Source organism: Mycolicibacterium psychrotolerans, assembly GCF_010729305.1.
Classification (GTDB): domain Bacteria; phylum Actinomycetota; class Actinomycetes; order Mycobacteriales; family Mycobacteriaceae; genus Mycobacterium; species Mycobacterium psychrotolerans.
Genome location: NZ_AP022574.1, coordinates 1,218,987 through 1,234,371, shown reverse-complemented (window position 1 = coordinate 1,234,371; position 15,385 = coordinate 1,218,987). Strand labels below are relative to the sequence as shown.

At 69.4% G+C, this 15,385-nt stretch carries 13 protein-coding genes; 4 read left to right on the top strand and 9 right to left on the bottom strand.

From position 1 onward, the window contains the following. Positions 1–196 precede the first annotated feature (196 nt). Genes zomB through glf form a run of 5 tightly spaced genes read right to left on the bottom strand, consistent with a single transcriptional unit; the run spans position 197 to position 6,805 of the window. The gene (gene zomB, locus G6N45_RS06115) at positions 197–2,212 is read right to left on the bottom strand and encodes a terminal beta-(1->2)-arabinofuranosyltransferase (protein WP_281353854.1); all 2,016 of its coding nucleotides are present in this window, start codon (positions 2,210–2,212) and stop codon (positions 197–199) included. Then, on the bottom strand, positions 2,190–3,128 hold the full coding sequence (locus tag G6N45_RS06110; RefSeq protein ID WP_163720844.1) for a decaprenyl-phosphate phosphoribosyltransferase: 939 nt from the start codon (positions 3,126–3,128) through the stop codon (positions 2,190–2,192). The genes zomB and G6N45_RS06110 overlap by 23 nt, the downstream gene beginning before the upstream one ends. Further along, positions 3,125–3,652, bottom strand: coding sequence for a phosphatase PAP2 family protein (locus G6N45_RS06105; RefSeq protein WP_163720843.1), 528 nt, complete (start codon positions 3,650–3,652; stop codon positions 3,125–3,127). Before G6N45_RS06105 ends, G6N45_RS06110 begins: the two co-directional genes overlap by 4 nt. Then, positions 3,645–5,579 (bottom strand): glycosyltransferase, encoded by a 1,935-nt coding sequence (locus tag G6N45_RS06100; protein WP_163720842.1) that lies wholly within the window; start codon positions 5,577–5,579, stop codon positions 3,645–3,647. Before G6N45_RS06100 ends, G6N45_RS06105 begins: the two co-directional genes overlap by 8 nt. Before the next feature lie 2 nt (positions 5,580–5,581). Continuing rightward, positions 5,582–6,805, bottom strand: coding sequence for a UDP-galactopyranose mutase (glf, locus tag G6N45_RS06095; RefSeq protein ID WP_163720841.1), 1,224 nt, complete (start codon positions 6,803–6,805; stop codon positions 5,582–5,584). Between the two features lie 179 nt (positions 6,806–6,984). On the opposite strand from glf, the gene G6N45_RS06090 reads away from it, so the two are divergent. Together G6N45_RS06090 and G6N45_RS06085 are read left to right on the top strand one after the other, a co-directional pair. Beyond that, positions 6,985–7,950, top strand: coding sequence for a hypothetical protein (locus G6N45_RS06090; protein ID WP_163720840.1), 966 nt, complete (start codon positions 6,985–6,987; stop codon positions 7,948–7,950). Between the two features lie 118 nt (positions 7,951–8,068). Continuing rightward, on the top strand, positions 8,069–9,688 hold the full coding sequence (locus tag G6N45_RS06085) for an N-acetylmuramoyl-L-alanine amidase (protein WP_163720839.1): 1,620 nt from the start codon (positions 8,069–8,071) through the stop codon (positions 9,686–9,688). A gap of 77 nt (positions 9,689–9,765) precedes the next feature. Here G6N45_RS06085 and G6N45_RS06080 read toward each other — a convergent pair whose 3' ends face one another. Genes G6N45_RS06080 through G6N45_RS06070 form a run of 3 tightly spaced genes read right to left on the bottom strand, consistent with a single transcriptional unit; the run spans position 9,766 to position 12,092 of the window. Further along, a complete protein-coding gene (locus G6N45_RS06080; RefSeq protein WP_163720838.1) occupies positions 9,766–10,578 on the bottom strand; it encodes an HAD family hydrolase in 813 nt (270 codons plus the stop codon). After that, entirely contained in the window at positions 10,575–11,318 is a 744-nt protein-coding gene (locus G6N45_RS06075; protein ID WP_163720837.1) for a lysophospholipid acyltransferase family protein, read from the bottom strand. The genes G6N45_RS06080 and G6N45_RS06075 overlap by 4 nt, the downstream gene beginning before the upstream one ends. A 3-nt stretch (positions 11,319–11,321) precedes the next feature. Continuing rightward, positions 11,322–12,092 carry a lysophospholipid acyltransferase family protein gene (locus tag G6N45_RS06070; RefSeq protein WP_163720836.1) on the bottom strand — a complete coding sequence of 257 codons (771 nt, stop codon included), beginning with the start codon at positions 12,090–12,092 and terminating at the stop codon, positions 11,322–11,324. Positions 12,093–12,165: 73 nt separating this feature from the next. Between G6N45_RS06070 and G6N45_RS06065 the strand changes: the two genes are divergently transcribed. Further along, positions 12,166–13,716: a Rieske 2Fe-2S domain-containing protein gene (locus G6N45_RS06065; protein WP_163720835.1), complete on the top strand. Its 1,551-nt coding sequence runs from the start codon at positions 12,166–12,168 to the stop codon at positions 13,714–13,716. Next, positions 13,716–14,072 carry a hypothetical protein gene (locus G6N45_RS06060; protein WP_163720834.1) on the top strand — a complete coding sequence of 119 codons (357 nt, stop codon included), beginning with the start codon at positions 13,716–13,718 and terminating at the stop codon, positions 14,070–14,072. Before G6N45_RS06065 ends, G6N45_RS06060 begins: the two co-directional genes overlap by 1 nt. Here the strand turns inward: G6N45_RS06060 and serS are convergent. After that, a complete protein-coding gene (serS, locus tag G6N45_RS06055; RefSeq protein ID WP_163720833.1) occupies positions 14,069–15,325 on the bottom strand; it encodes a serine--tRNA ligase in 1,257 nt (418 codons plus the stop codon). The two genes, G6N45_RS06060 and serS, sit on opposite strands and share 4 nt — an antisense overlap. Positions 15,326–15,385: the final 60 nt, after the last annotated feature.

Sequence of the window (15,385 nt, the reverse complement as noted above, 5' to 3'; positions counted from 1 at the left end):
AACGAGCCGCCGATCCCCGACCCGGCATCGTGCCCGTGTAGTCAACCACACCTTTGTGGTCATCTCTTCTCGCCGCGAGCCTCGCCCGCGGTCCCCGTCACATGCCTTATCCGACGGACGTGTCCACTACGTTACGAAAGCAGAAAACCCTCCTGGGGAACAAATCCTGAACAAATCCGGTGCGAATTCGAATTACTCACGGCCCGGTCGGGGGCAGTCCCGTGTACGGCGGATCGACCGGCTCGGGGACCGGAAGACCGCACCGCGCAAGCTCATACAGCGGCACCCGGTCGATGCGGTAGCGGGTGTACTCCGCGGCGTGCACCACATTGGACAGGAAGCGCCGGAATCCCATCGGCGCGCGGATCGCCTCGAGCACCTCGTCGGTCTCCGGGCACTTCAGCGCGGCCTCGGCCTGCCGGATCCATTCCTCGTCCAGATACTGCGGAATCCACGGGCGCTCCTTGAGGAACGGCCCCTCGGCCACCGCCCAGTCCGGGAACAGGTTCTTGTCGTGGCCGATGCGGCCGTCGGTGAGCCGCGCGGTGTGAGCGGCCAGCGGGTTGGCCAGACCGATCTGGTCGATCACCCGCACATCCAGCCCGACGTTCATGCCGAGCATGCCGAGGTTGGTGAAGAACACGGTGTGCGGGCCGACGTACCCGCCGGCTTCCCTCTTCATGGCGGCGCGCACGTCCGGCGGCGGCGGGAGCGCCGGAATCACGTCCCACCGGTCGTAGTCGCCCGCCGGCAGCAGCAGCGCCCCGTCAGGCGTGTTCTCGATCGCGGTGAGCACGGCCCGCATCCGCGGATAGTCGAGGTAGTCGGCCGCGGTCAGCGGGTGCGCGTGCCCCGTCGCCTGAGAGTAGAACCGGCGCTCGTCGACGATGCCGGTGTAGGTGACGCGGGTGGCGTCGGCGCCCATCCCGGGCGAGTTGGCCGCCCACAGCGCCCAGCCCGCCACGGCCAGCCACAGCACCGCGGTGGCCCCGGCATAGAGGTAACCGGCGCCGCGCGCCATCCGGGACCGGTCCGGCAGCATCAGCGGGATCACCGCGACCGGCGCCAGAAGGCAGAACAGCGGGGTCAGCAACACCCGGCCGTGCATGAAGTCGCCGCCCTGCCGGATCCAGTACACCGCCTGCAGCAGCCCCGAGATCAGGATGAACGCCACGGCCGCCGGCGGGCTCTGCACTGTGCGTGCGAGCCGGCCGGACTGCTTGCGGGCGCGGCGGTCGCCCCAGGACGGGCGCCCACGCAGCAACAGCACCATCAGACCGAGCCCGATCAGCAGGACCGCGGGCGCCCACAGCAGGTACGGCTGATTGAAGTTGGCGAGATAGACCAGCCCCTGATTCCACTTGGCGCCCGACGCGTCCTTGGCCAGCGCGGTGCCGGGTACCAGCAAGCCGTAGTAGCCCATCCGGAAGATCTGGTACGCCACCGGGATGAGGCCGCCCGCGACGACGAGCGTCAGCCGCCGGCGCCAGGTGGGTGCCGCGACGAGCATCATCACCAGCGCGAGGCCGCCGATCAGCGCGAGCTCGGGACGCACCAGCACCGACAGGCCCGCGACCACCGCCAGCGTCGCGTCGAATCCGCGCGACGTGCGTTCACCGTCGGGCCGGCGCAAACCTTGCGACCAGCACACCATCATCCACCACAGCAAGCCCAGATAGGCCAGCACCAAACCGTTTTCGAGTCCGGAGGTGGCGAAGTCGCGTGCCGGCGGGATCGCGATGTAGACCAGTGCACCCGCAGGCAGGAAGACCGCGCGCCTGCCGGTCAGGCCGGGGGCGTACAGCCGGGCGGTGCCGAACATCACCAGCACCACGCCGAGCACGCTGAGCACCAGGGCGAGCACCAGCGCGACGTACTCGAGCCGGGCCGAGCCAGAGACGAACCCGCCGAGGGTGACCAGATAGGACCACACGGTCGAGGTGTTCGCCTCCACCCGCTCGCCGGCGTTGAACACCGGACCGTTGCCCGCCAACAGGTTTCGCACCGTACGGAGCACGATCAGGCCGTCGTCGGCGATCCACCGGCGCTGCCAGGCGCCCCAGCCGAACAGCACGGCCACCGACACCACGCTCACCCACAGGCTGACCCGCACCCACACGTGGTAAGGGAAGGCGGGCCACCGGTTCAGCCGGGTGGCCGCCGCCTCCGTGAACGGGCGGCTCAGCCGGTCAGCTGAGGAAGATTGCGGCACCGACGGTTCCGATCCACGCCACCGCGAGCAGTTGCAGCACCCGGTCCTTCAACGCGATCTCCTCGGGCTCGCCGGCCAGCCCGCCGTCGACGTCGACCGCGTAGCGCAGGATCGCGATCACGAACGGCACCATCGACACCACGAACCAGGAGGTGTCGCCCATCGCGTCGCGCTCGAAGGCCCAGAGCCCGTAGCAGAGCACCAGCGCGGTCGCCGACAGCGTCCACACGAAGCGCAGGTACGAGCTGGTGTAGCTCTCCAGGGACTTGCGGATCTTGGCGCCGGTCCGTTCGGCCAGCTGCAGTTCGGCGTAGCGTTTGCCGGCCGCCATGAACAGCGAGCCGAACGCCATCATCAGCAGGAACCATTGCGACAGCGGCACGTCGGCGGCCACACCACCGGCGATCGCGCGGATCAGGAACCCCGACGACACGATGCAGATGTCGATGACGGCCTGGTGTTTGAGACCGAAGCAGTAGGCCAGCTGGATCCCGATGTACACCGCCATCACCAGCGCCAGGTTGGGAGTGACGAGCCACGAGATCGCCAGGGACGCAACGCCGAGCACCACGGCCAGGGTGTAGGCCAGCCACTCGGGGACCACACCCGCGGCGATCGGCCGGTAGCGCTTGGTGGGATGTGCCCGGTCGGCCTCGACGTCGCGGGCGTCGTTGACCAGGTACACCGACGACGCCGCCAGGCTGAAGACCACGAACGCGATCGACACCCGGATGAGGACGTCGCGGTAGTCGTAGGCGTAGCGGTCGTCACCGAGGGCGGCCAGCGGCGCGGCGAACACCAGGACGTTCTTGACCCACTGCCGCGGACGCAACGCCTTGACGATGCCGGCGGGAAGACTCTTGGGCGGCCCGGCCGACGACGAGCCCGTCTGCTGGCCCACCTGGGATGCGCTCATCGTGTCGCTCCTTCGACCCCGTCGGCCACCCTGCCGACCACGTTGGCAACGATCGCCCCGACAGCCACCCCGGTGAGCACGTCGCTCGGATAGTGCACGCCGAGCACCATGCGCGACAACGCCATCGGGGGCACCAGCAGCGCGGGCAGCGGCAGCCCGGTGGGCCGGGCCAGCAGCACGGCCGCGGCGGTGGTGGACGTCGCGTGCGCCGAGGGGAAGCTCAGCCGGCTCGGGGTGCCGACGTTGACCGCGATGGCCGGATGGTGCGGGCGCTCGCGGCGCACCACCCGTTTGATGATCACCGCGGCGGCGTGGGCGGCGAAAGCGCCAACGCCGGCGGTCAGGTACTCGCGGCGCCGGGCGGGCGCCAGCAGCGCTCCCAGCGCGGCGACGGCGAGCCAGCCGATGCTGTGCTCGCCGAAGTGCGACATCGCGCGCGCCAGCGGCAGCACGCCCGGCCGGTCGGCCACCGCCGACTGGACGGCCACCAGCACGGCGTCCTCGCCGCGCGGGCTGTCAGGCATGGGAACTCTCGAGCAGGACGGTCTCCCACTTCTGCGTGCTGGTCAGCATCGGCAGCGCGGCGCGGTACACCTTGCGCATCCGGTTGAACTTGCGCGCCAGCAGTGCCTGACGCTTCAGCGATTCGCGCAGCAGCTGGAACATCTGCTCGCGGTCACGCTGGCGGTAGACCACACCGCGGCCGTCGGCGGTGGTCACCGTGACACCGTCGACGTTGCACAGCGAGAACCAGCGGGCGTCCTGGGTGGCCACGTTGACCTGCGGGCGGCGGTGGTGCTCGGGATCGTGCGCCTTGAGCTGGTGCACGACGCCGCGGCCCAGGCGAAGCGAGATCGACACCGGGTTGGTGGGGATCTCCACCTTCTTGCGCCAGCGCTTGTCCGACGGCGTCGGCAGCGCGGTCGCGCTGGGCAGTACCACGGCGTCGGGGTACTGCGCGCGCATCGCGCGCACGTCGGGCAGCGCCGACTCGAGGATCGAGAACAGGTTCTCCGGCCCGGCGAGGAAGTCGTCCATCGCCTTGTTCTGGATCGCTACCGTCGAATACTCAAGGCAGAGAAGGTGTTTCAGGGTGGCCTTGAGGTGGCTGCGGAGCAGCCCGCGCACGTTGCCGTCCCAGTGCAGCGCCGCCACGATCAGCCGGTTGCGCAGGTGGAAGTACGCCTGCCAGTCGATCGCGTCATCCTTGTCGCTCCAGGCCATGTGCCAGATCGCCGCGCCCGGCAGCGTCACCGTCGGGTAGCCGTGCTCCCCGGCCCGCAGGCCGTAGTCGGCGTCGTCCCACTTGATGAACAGCGGCAGCGGCTGACCGAGCTCCTCGGCCACCTGCCGCGGGATCATGCACATCCACCAGCCGTTGTAGTCGACGTCGATGCGCCGGTGCAGCAGCTGGCTGCGGTACTCGTCCTCGTCGTTGAGCGGGTACTTGGCGAAGTTGTGGTCGTACTCGGTGTTGACCGCACCGGTCCACATGAAGTTCTCGGAGTCGACCATCTCGCCCATCACGTGCAGATGGCTGGGCTCCTGCAGGTTGAGCATCTGGCCGCCGACGAGCGTGGGCACCTTCGCGAAACGGTTCATCGCCAGCGCCCGCAGAATCGAGTCCGGCTCGATGCGGATGTCGTCGTCCATGAACAGGATCTGTTCGCAGTCGGTGTTCTTCAGCGCCTCGTACATCACCCGGCTGTAGCCGCCGGAGCCGCCGAGGTTGGGCTGATCGTGCACCGAGAGCCGGTTGCCGAGCGCGGCGGCCGCAGCCTCGAAGCCCGGATGGTCCTTCGCCTTCTTGGTGCCCTGGTCGGAGACGATCACCGCGCTGATCACCTCGTCGACCAACGGGTCGGAGGTCAGTGCCGCCAGCGCGTTGACGCAGTCCGACGGCCGGTTGAACGTCGGGATGCCCACGGCGACGTTGGCGCGTCCCGGAGCGGGGATCGGTGCGTACCAGCCGGCGTGGTGCAGCGTCGAGCGCGCGTCGGTGGTGATGTCGAACCAGATCCAGCCGCCGTCCTCGAACGGGGTCAGGTCGACTTCGAACTCGAGCACGGCCGGCTCGTCTTCGGAGTCGCTGACCACCGGCGCCCCGCCGACCGTGATCCGGGCACCGGTGGCCTTCGAGCGGTAGACGTCGACGCGCGCGCTGCCGGTCAGCTCGACCCGCAGCACCACGGCGTCCAGGACAGACCAGCGCCGCCAGTAGCTGGCCGGGAAAGCGTTGAAATAGGTCGCGAACGACACCTCCGACTCCGCGCCGATCTCCAGCGTGGTGCGGGTGGGGGCGTGCGCGCGCCGGGCGTTGGTCTCGGATTCGGAGATGTAGAGCTTGCGGACGTCGAGCGGCTCACCCGGCCGCGGCAGGATCACGCGGGCCAGGGGGCTCACCGCCTGTGACTGTCCGGCCTCGAGCGCGCCGGACGGGATGTCACTCATAGTCAGTTGCTTTCTGTGTCGGGGTCGACCAGCGGCGCACCGTCGCGCAGGTGCGGAGCCAGCGTGTTGTCGTACATGTTCAGCGCGCTGGCGATCGCCATGTGCATGTCGAGGTACTGATAGGTGCCCAGCCGGCCACCGAAGAGCACCTTCGCCGCGGCCGTCTCGGCCTTGGCGCGCGTCCGGTAGGCCGACAGCAGGGCGCGGTCGGACTCGGTGTTGATCGGGTAGTAGGGCTCGTCGTCATCGGCGGCGAAGCGGGAGTACTCCCGCATGATCACCGTCTTGTCCTCCGGGTACGGCCGCTCCGGATGGAAGTGCCGGAACTCGTGGATACGGGTGAACGGCACGTCGGCGTCGTTGTAGTTCATCACGGGCGTGCCTTGAAAATCGCCGCATGCCAGCACCTCGAGCTCGAAGTCCAGCGTGCGCCAGCCCAGCCGGCCCTCGGCGTAGTCGAAGTAGCGGTCCAGCGGACCCGTGTAGACCACCGGCGCATCGGGGTTGGCTGCCCGCAATTGGTCGCCGACGTCGAACCAGTCGGTGTCCAGACGCACCTCGATGCGCTCGTCGGCGGCCATGTTCTGCAGCCACGCGGTGTACCCGTCGACGGGCAGGCCCTCGTAGGTGTCGTTGAAGTAGCGGTTGTCGAAGGTGTAGCGGACGGGCAGCCGGCTGATGGTCGAGGCGGGCAGCTCCTTGGGATCGGTCTGCCACTGCTTGGCCGTGTAGTCCTTGACGAACGCCTCGTAGAGGGGGCGGCCGATCAGCGAGATCGCCTTCTCCTCGAGGTTCTGCGCCTCGGCGGTGTCGATCTCGGCCGCCTGGCCGGCGATCAGCGCGCGCGCTTCATCGGGGGTGAAGTAGCGCCCGAAGAACTGGCTGACCAGGCCCAGCCCCATCGGGAACTGGTAGGCCTGACCGTTGTGCAGCGCGAAGACGCGGTGCTGGTAGCCGGTGAATTCGGTGAACTGCCGCACGTAGTCCCACACCCGCTGATTACTGGTGTGGAACAGGTGCGCGCCGTAGCGGTGCACCTCGATGCCGGTCTGCGGTTCGGGTTCGGAGTAGGCGTTGCCGCCCAGGTGTGATCGCCGCTCGAGGACCAGCACCCGCTTGTTCAGCTGGGTGGCCACTCGTTCGGCGATCGTCAGACCGAAGAACCCGGAGCCGACGACGTACAGGTCGTAAGGACCCGTCGACGGGCGGGAATCAGAGGAGAACATCGGCAGCAAGGGTATCCGACGTCAGGTGCCGAGCCCGAGTTGGCGCAGCGGCGCAGGTCGCGATTAGCTCACGATTCCATATCGTCACTCTGGTCTCACCAGTCACATCAGTACCATCAAACGCGTACAACGAATTTCCGCGCTCTACCGCCTGTAGTCCATGTATTGAGGAGACTTCCGTGCCGAACCGACGTCGCCGCCGGCTCTCGACAGCCCTGAGCACAGTCGCCGCTCTGGCCGTCGCGGGTCCCGTTGCAGTTGTCGCCGCCTCCCAGCTGACCGGCCCGACCCAGGAGCCGCAGCACCGCGAGTTCCGCCAGGCCGCCACCATCACCGACCTCCCCGGCGAATTGATCAATGCTCTGTCGCAGGGCCTTTCGCAGTTCGGGATCAATCTGCCGCCGTTGCCCACCGGTCTGCTCACCGGGACCGGGGCGTCATCGCCGACGACCCTGTCCCCCGGCCTGGGCGCCCCCGGCCTTGGCACCGCCGGCCTGGGTGCGCCGTCGCTGACCGACCCCGGTCTCGCCAATCCCGCCCTGACCAGCCCCGTCGGCGCGACGCCGTCGCTCACCGACCCGGCGCTGACGGCCCCCGGCCTGACCACGCCGAGCCTGACCACCCCCGGTCTGACCACGCCGAGCCTCACCACCCCCGGCCTCACGACACCGAGCCTGACCACGCCGGGCCTGACGACACCCAGCCTGACCACACCGGGCCTGACCACGCCGGGCTTGAGCACGCCGCCCGCGCTGACCGACCCGGTGCTGGGTGCCGCCCCGATCTCGACGGCCGGGTTGCCAGCCGCCGGCGAGGTGCCGATCTCGGCACCGGTCGGGCTGGATCCCGCCCTGGGCGCCTATCCGATTCTCGGCGACCCGTCGCTCGCCGCCACCCAGCCGGTGGCGACCAGCAGCGGCGGACTGCTCGGCGATCTGAGCAGCGCGGCCAACTCACTCGGCGCCGGCGAGGCGATCGACCTGCTCAAGGGCGTGCTGATGCCCGCGATCATGTCGGCGGTCAAGCCGCCCGCCGCGGCAGCCGCCGCCGCACCCGCCGCGGCGGCCGATGCCGCGGGCGCCGCTGCAGCCCCGGTCCAAGCCGGCCTGGGCGCAGCCGAGGCGGCGGTGGGATCCGGCGCCTGACCCTGGTTCCACCCACGACGACGGCACCGCAGACGCCTCGCGCTGTGCGGTGCCGTCGGCGCGCGTTCCGCGCGTGTCGGAACACCAGTAACACCTGACGCATACGTAACATCAGGCCGTGCTGAGTCGTCGCCGGAGGTCGACGCTGATCGCCGCGCTCGCGGGGACGGTGTTGCTGATGGCGCTGCTCGTGCGCGGTATCACCGTCGCTTCCGGCCCCGATCCCGCGCCTGCCATCGCGGCGCCGCAGGTCGCCCAACAGCCACTCGCCGCGCTCAGCGGCGGCGAGACCATCCGGGAGATCCACCAGGACACCCCGTTCTCGATGGTCGCGCTGACCTCAGGAGATCTGACCGGCACGACCGCGCGGGTGCGGGCGAAGAAGCCCGACGGCTCCTGGGGGCCGTGGTACGACGCCGAGACTCTCGAGGGTGTCGGCCCCACCGGCCACAGCGGCCCGCGCGGCACCGAACCACTGTTCGTGGGACGCACCACCACCGTGCAGATCGCCGTCACCCGCCCTCCCGACGCCCCGACCACCGCGCCCGCCGACCCCGGGACGCGCCCCGCGCTGGGATACATGCCCGCCACCGTCGAACAGCCCTTCGGCGAGAACATCAACGCCGTGCTGATCAGTCCGCCGGAGACGCCGGCCGACCTCGTGCCGCTACCCAACGCGGCCACGCCCCCCGGCCAGCCACCCCACATCGTCAACCGTGCCGAGTGGGGCGCCGACGAGGGGATGCGGTGCGGCGAACCCCGCTATGACACCAGGATCCAGGCCGCTGTCGTGCACCACTCCGCGGGCAGCAACGACTACACCCCGCAGGATTCGGCAGGGATCGTCCGGTCGATCTACGAGTACCACACCCGCACGCTGGGCTGGTGCGACATCGCCTACAACGCCCTGGTGGACAAGTACGGTCAGGTCTTCGAGGGCCGCGCAGGCGGGATGACCCGGCCGGTCGAGGGCTCACACACCGGCGGCTTCAACCACAACACGTGGGGGGTGGCGATGCTCGGCAACTTCACCGACGTGCCCCCCACACCGATCCAATTACGCACCACGGCAAGGCTTCTCGGCTGGGTACTGGGCCAGGCCGGTGTCGACCCCCGCGGCACGGTGGTGCTGCCGTCCGAAGGCGGTTCGTTCACGAAGTTCCCGTTCGGTTCGTCGCCGACGCTGCCGACGATCTTCACCCACCGCGACGTCGGCAACACCGAGTGCCCCGGCAACGCCGCCTACGCGGTGATGAACCAGATCCGCGACATCGCAGCGAGATTCAACGATCCGCCCGGACCCGAACAACTGGCCGAACAGTTGCGGGGCGGAGCGATCTTCGCGAAATGGGACTCGCTGGGCGGGATGAACAGCTACCTGGGCAAGCCCACCTCGCCCGAGGCATCGGGCGCGGGCTCGGCGCGGTACGTCACCTTCGAACGCGGCGCGGTCTACTGGTCTCCGGAAAGCGGCGCCGAGCCGGTCACCGGTGAGCTCTACAAGGCCTGGGGCGCACTGGGATTCGAGCGCGGTGCGCTGGGCCTGCCGACCAGCGCCGAAATCGCCGAGCCGCTGTGGATCGTGCAGAACTTCCAGCACGGCACACTGAACTTCGATCGCGAGAAGGGCACCGTCACCCGGGTGGTCGACGGCGTCCCGGTGGACCTGCCGCGCCAGACCGACGGCCCGGCACCTGTTCAGCTCGAACGGTTCACTCCGCCGATCAACCCGGCCTGAGCCGGGACCAGCCGGGCTAGCGCCAATCGCCGGATTCCTCAACGCGGCTCGTGCCTCGCCGCTTGATCGTCGTCCGGCTAGCGCCACCACCGCTCCAGCACCCGGGCCACCCCGTCCTCGGCGTTCGTCGCCGTCACCTCGTCGGCGGCGGCCACCGCTTCGGGATGCGCGTTGCCCATCGCCACGCCCAACCCCGCCCACGCGAGCATCGGCACGTCGTTGGGCATGTCACCGAACGTCACCACCTGGGCCACGTCGATCTCCAGCGGCCGGCTCAGCTCCTCGATGCCGGTCGCCTTGCTCACCCCCAGCGGCACGATCTCGATCAGGCCGTTGTTCGTCGAGTAGGTGATGTCCCCCTCGAGGCCGACGTGGGCGGCAAGGGCCGCGGCCATATCGGCGCTGCGCGCGCCGGCCTTGCGGATCAGCAGCTTGACCGCGGGCGCGCTGAGCAGGTCCTCGACCGACACCTCCGTGTTGTCCGGATTCAGCCAGGCGTGCTCATAACCCGGCGAACTGACGAACTGCGGGGTGGCCGCGTCGTGAGCGCTGGAACCGACCCGCTCCACCGCGAGACCGGCGCCCGGGATGACCCGCGCGGCGATCTCGGCGAGTTCGCCGAGCGCGTCGGTCGACAACGTGCGGGCGCTGACGATGCGGTCGACCGCCGGGTCGTAGATGACCGCGCCGTTGGCGCAGACCGCCATCGGGGCGAAGCCCAGCTGGTCGACGATCGGGGTCACCCAGCGCGGCGGCCGGCCGGTGGCGAGGATGAAGTGGGCGCCCGAGTCGACGACGGCCCGGACCGCCGCGCGCGTGCGCGGGCTGACGGTCTCGTCGTCGTCGAGCAGCGTTCCGTCGACGTCGGTGGCGACGAGTTCCGGTGTCATGCCTCGCCCCTTCTGCGCGCCCGCTCGGCGAGCTCGGCCTCGTCGAGCAGCCTGGCCTCCGCCGGCGTGGGCGCGGTGCCACCCAGCCGCCGCGGCAGCCACGGTGCTCCCGGCGGTTGAGGGTAATCCTGCTGGGCCTCGTACAGCACGCTGGTCATCGCCTCCCGCATCGCGGTGTTCAGCTCGTCGACGGTGCCGCGCGGCGGGATCGGCGCCCCGACCGAGACGGTGACCGGAATCTTTCTGCGGCCCAGCGCCTTCGGCTGATCCTTGGTCCAGATCCGCTGAGCGCCCCAGACGATCAGCGGCACGATGGGCACGTCGGCTTCCAGCGCCATCCGCGCCGCACCGGACTTGAACTCCTTGAGCTCGAAGCTGCGACTGATGGTGGCCTCCGGGTAGACGCCCACGATCTCGCCGGTGCGCAGCGCCTCGACGGCGCGGGCGTAGGCGCCTGCGCCGGCCGTGCGGTCCACCGGAATGGTCTTGGTGTGCTCGATCAAGAAGGCGACGGGCTTCACCTCGTTCATCTCGGCCTTGATCATGAAGCGCATCCGCCGCTTGCGGTGCATGGCGGCCAGCGCCGCCGGCAGCCAGTCGACGTAGCCGGTGTGGTTGATCGCGATGACAGCGCCTCCGGAGATGGGCAGGTGCTCGAGCCCGTGAAAGGTGATCGTCGTTCCGGTGGCCCGTACCGCCAGCATCGCCACGATCTCGAGCGAGCGGAAGACCGGTTCCACGGCTTACCCCGGCGCCTCGGTGGTCGGTCCGGCGCGACGGGCGGCTTTGGCGGCCGCCTCCTCGGCATCCATCCGGTTGGCCTCGCCCAGCGTCGGCGCGCCACCGCCGAGACGATGCGGTACCCAGAACTCCCCCAGCGGATACGGCCCGTAGGCGTCCTGGACCTCGGCGAGCAGGTGCTGCATGCGCGAGTGCAGCAGCGCGGTCAGCTCGGCGGCGGGCAGGGTGGGCTGGATCGGCGCTCCGACGGCGACCGTGATCGGCACCTTGGGTCGCCACATCTTCTTCGGGTGGCCCTTGGTCCAGATCCGCTGAGCGCCCCACACGATGTGCGGGACGATCGGCACGTCGGCGGCGATCGCCATCCGCGCCGCGCCGGACTTGAAGTCCTTGATCTCGAAGCTGCGGCTGATCGTGGCCTCGGGATAGACGCCGACGAACTCGCCTTCGGCGAGCATGCGGACGGCCTCGGCGAACGACGCGGCGCCGCTGTCGCGGTCCACCTCGATGTGCCGCAGGCTGCGCATGATCGGGCCGGTGACCTTGTGGTCGAAGACCTCTTTCTTGGCCATGAAGCGCACCTTGCGGCCCAGGTGCTGTCGGTAGGCGGGCAGCCCGGCGAACGTGAAGTCGAAGTAGCTGGTGTGGTTGATCGCGATCACGGCGCCGCCGGTGCGCGGCAGGTTCTCGACGCCGGTGACGGTGAATTTCAGGCCCTGCGCCCGCCAGACCGCCCGGGCGAGCTGGATGACTGTGCCGTATACCGGTTCCACAGCCGCAAGCGTAGTGCGCCCCGTTCTGCGGGCTAAGCTGACAGGCGAGCAAGCAGTCAGTGGAGGGGTATACGTGCAGGTCACCAGTGTCGGGCACGCCGGCTTTCGCATCGACACCGCCGCCGGGAGCATCCTGTGCGATCCATGGGTCAACCCGGCCTATTTCGCGTCGTGGTTCCCGTTCCCGGACAACAGCGGGCTGGACTGGGCGGCGCTCGGCGACGTCGACTATCTCTACGTTTCGCACCTGCACAAGGACCACTTCGACCCGGAGAACCTGCGCGCCCACGTCAACAAGGACGCCGTGGTGCTGCTGCCCGACTTCCCGGTGCCCGACCTGCGCCGGGAACTGGAGAAGCTGGGCTTCCACCGCTTCTTCGAGACCACCGATTCGGTCAAGCACCGCGTCAGCGGCCCCAAGGGCGATCTCGACGTGATGATCATCGCGTTGCGGGCGCCGGCCGACGGTCCCATCGGGGACTCGGGCCTGGTGGTATCGGATCGCCTGACCACCCTTTTCAATATGAACGACGCGCGGCCGGTCGACCTCGACATGCTCGCCGCCGACTTCGGCCAGATCGACGTGCACATGCTGCAGTACTCCGGCGCGATCTGGTACCCGATGGTCTACGACATGCCCGCCCGCGCCAAGGAGGCCTTCGGCGTCCAGAAGCGTCAACGCCAGATGGACCGGTGCCGGCAGTACATCGCACAGGTCGGCGCCACCTGGGTGATCCCGTCCGCGGGTCCACCCTGCTTCCTGGACCCGGAGCTGCGCGACCTCAACGACGACCACGGCGACCCGGCGAACATCTTCCCCGACCAGGTGGTGTTCCTCGACCAGATGGCCGCGCACGGCCACGACGGCGGACTGCTGATGATCCCGGGGTCGACCGCCGATTTCACCGGGGCGCAACTGGATTCGCTGACCCACCCGGTGCCCGACGACGAGGTGCGGGCGATCTTCACCACCGGCAAGGCCGACTACATCGCCGCCTACGCCGAGCGGATGGCGCCGGTGCTGGCCGCCGAGAAGGCGTCATGGGCGCCGGCGATCGGGGAGCCGCTGCTCGAGCCGCTGCGCGAGTTGTTCGAGCCGGTCATGCTGGCTTCCGACCAGATCTGCGACGGCATCGGGTATCCGGTGGAGTTACGCCTGGGCCCCGAGACGGTCGTGTTGGACTTCCCGAAGCGTGCTGTGCGCGAACCGATCTCGGAAGAGAAATTCCGCTACGGCTTCGCGATCGCGCCCGAGCTCGTCCGCACGGTTGTGCGCGACCGGGAACCGGACTGGGTCAACACGATCTTCCTGTCCACCCGGTTCCGGGCCTGGCGGGTCGGCGGCTACAACGAGTACCTCTACACCTTCTTCAAGTGCCTGACCGACGAGCGCATCGCCTACGCCGACGGCTGGTTCGCCGAGGCGCACGACGACACCGCCTCGATCACGCTGGACGGCTGGGAGATTCAGCGTCGCTGCCCGCACCTCAAGGCCGACCTGTCCAAGTTCGGGGTGATCGAGGGCTCGACGCTGACGTGCAACCTGCACGGCTGGCAGTGGAACCTGACCAACGGCCGGTGCCTGACCACCAGGGGCCACGAGCTGCGGTCGGCGAAGCTGTGATGGCCGAAACGGAACCGACGGCGGGTGTCTCCAACCTGTACTACGACGACGGGCTCATCCAGCTCGACCGGGAAGCGCTGACGCTGCGCCGCTACCACTTCCCCTCGGGCACGTCGAAGATCATCCCGCTGCGGGACATCCGCGGCTACCAGGTCGCCCCGCTGGGCTTGTTCATGTCGCGATTCCGGTTGTGGGGCACCGATTTCCGGCGCTGGTTACCCCTGGACGTGAACCGGCCGCTCAAGTCCACCCTGGTCACCCTCGACGTCCGCGGCGCCTTCCCCGATCCGGCCTGCACCCCGGTGCATCCCCGCGAGTTCGTCGACGTCCTCGAGAAGCTGCTGGACCGCCGCTAATTCGGCGTCAGCACCTCGGCCCCGACGTAGGGCACCAGCGCCTGCGGCACCCGCACGCTGCCGTCGGGCTGCTGATGGTTCTCCAGGATCGCGACCAGCCAGCGCGTGGTGGCCAGCGTCCCGTTGAGCGTCGCGGCGGTCTGCGGCTTGCCGTTGTCGTCGCGGTAGCGGACCGCAAGCCGGCGGGCCTGGAACGTGGTGCAGTTCGACGTCGAGGTCAGCTCGCGGTAGGTCCGCTGGGTCGGCACCCACGCCTCGCAGTCGAATTTGCGCGCCGCCGAGGAGCCCAGGTCGCCGGCGGCGATGTCGATCACCCGGTAGGGCACCTCGATGTGGGCGAGCATCTGGCGCTGCCACCCCAGCAGCCGCTGGTGCTCGGCCTCGGCCTCCTCGGGCCGGCAGTAGACGAAGCCCTCGACCTTGTCGAACTGGTGCACCCGGATGATGCCCCGGGTGTCCTTGCCGTAGCTGCCGGCTTCCCGGCGGAAACACGACGACCACCCGGCGTAGCGGCGCGGGCCGCCGGACAGGTCGAGGATCTCGTCGGCGTGGAAACCGGCCAGCGGCACCTCCGACGTGCCGACCAGATACAGGTCGTCCTCTTCCAGGTGATAGACCTCGTCGGCATGGGCGCCCAGGAAACCGGTGCCCGCCATGATCTCCGGCCGCACCAGCACCGGCGGAATCACCAGCGTGAAGCCGTTCTCGGTGGCGGTGCGGACGGCGAGCTGGAACAGCGCCAGCTGCAGCAGCGCGCCGTACCCGGTCAGGAAGTAGAACCGCGACCCCGAGACCTTGGCGCCCCGGTTCATGTCGATCAGCCCGAGCGACTCGCCGAGCTCGAGGTGGTCCTTCGGGTTCTCGATGACCGGTGGTTCGCCGACGGTGTCGAGCACGACGAACGCGTCCTCGCCGCCGGCGGGAACGCCGTGGATGATCACGTTCGAGATCGCCATGTGCGCCGCCGTGAAGGCCCGCTCGGCGTCGGCCTGGGCCACCTCGGCGGCCCGGACCCGTTCGGCGAGTCCCTTGGCCGCGTCCAGCAGCGCGGGGCGCTCCTCGGGCGAGGCCTTGCCGACGGCCTTGCTGGCCGCTTTCTGCTCGCCGCGCAGGGTGTCGCCCTCGGAAATCGCGGCCCGGCGCGCCGCGTCGGCCTGCAGCAACGTGTCGACGAGCGCGGGATCCTCGCCCCGGGCTCGCTGCGACGCGCGCACCGCGTCGGGGTCCTCTCGAAGCACCTTCAGGTCGATCACATCGCGCCACCCTACGGGCCGCGGCGTCAGCCGCATAACGTTACAGCTGCATCACTTGTC

Bases quoted from the DNA above. Each gene is read 5' to 3' on its own strand.
- G6N45_RS06110 (WP_163720844.1), bottom strand. From the start codon at position 3,128: ATGAGCGCATCCCAGGTGGGCCAGCAGACGGGCTCGTCGTCGGCCGGG.
- G6N45_RS06105 (WP_163720843.1), bottom strand. From the start codon at position 3,652: ATGCCTGACAGCCCGCGCGGCGAGGACGCCGTGCTGGTGGCCGTCCAG.
- G6N45_RS06100 (WP_163720842.1), bottom strand. From the start codon at position 5,579: ATGAGTGACATCCCGTCCGGCGCGCTCGAGGCCGGACAGTCACAGGCG.
- glf (WP_163720841.1), bottom strand. From the start codon at position 6,805: ATGTTCTCCTCTGATTCCCGCCCGTCGACGGGTCCTTACGACCTGTAC.
- G6N45_RS06080 (WP_163720838.1), bottom strand. From the start codon at position 10,578: ATGACACCGGAACTCGTCGCCACCGACGTCGACGGAACGCTGCTCGAC.
- G6N45_RS06060 (WP_163720834.1), top strand. From the start codon at position 13,716: ATGGCCGAAACGGAACCGACGGCGGGTGTCTCCAACCTGTACTACGAC.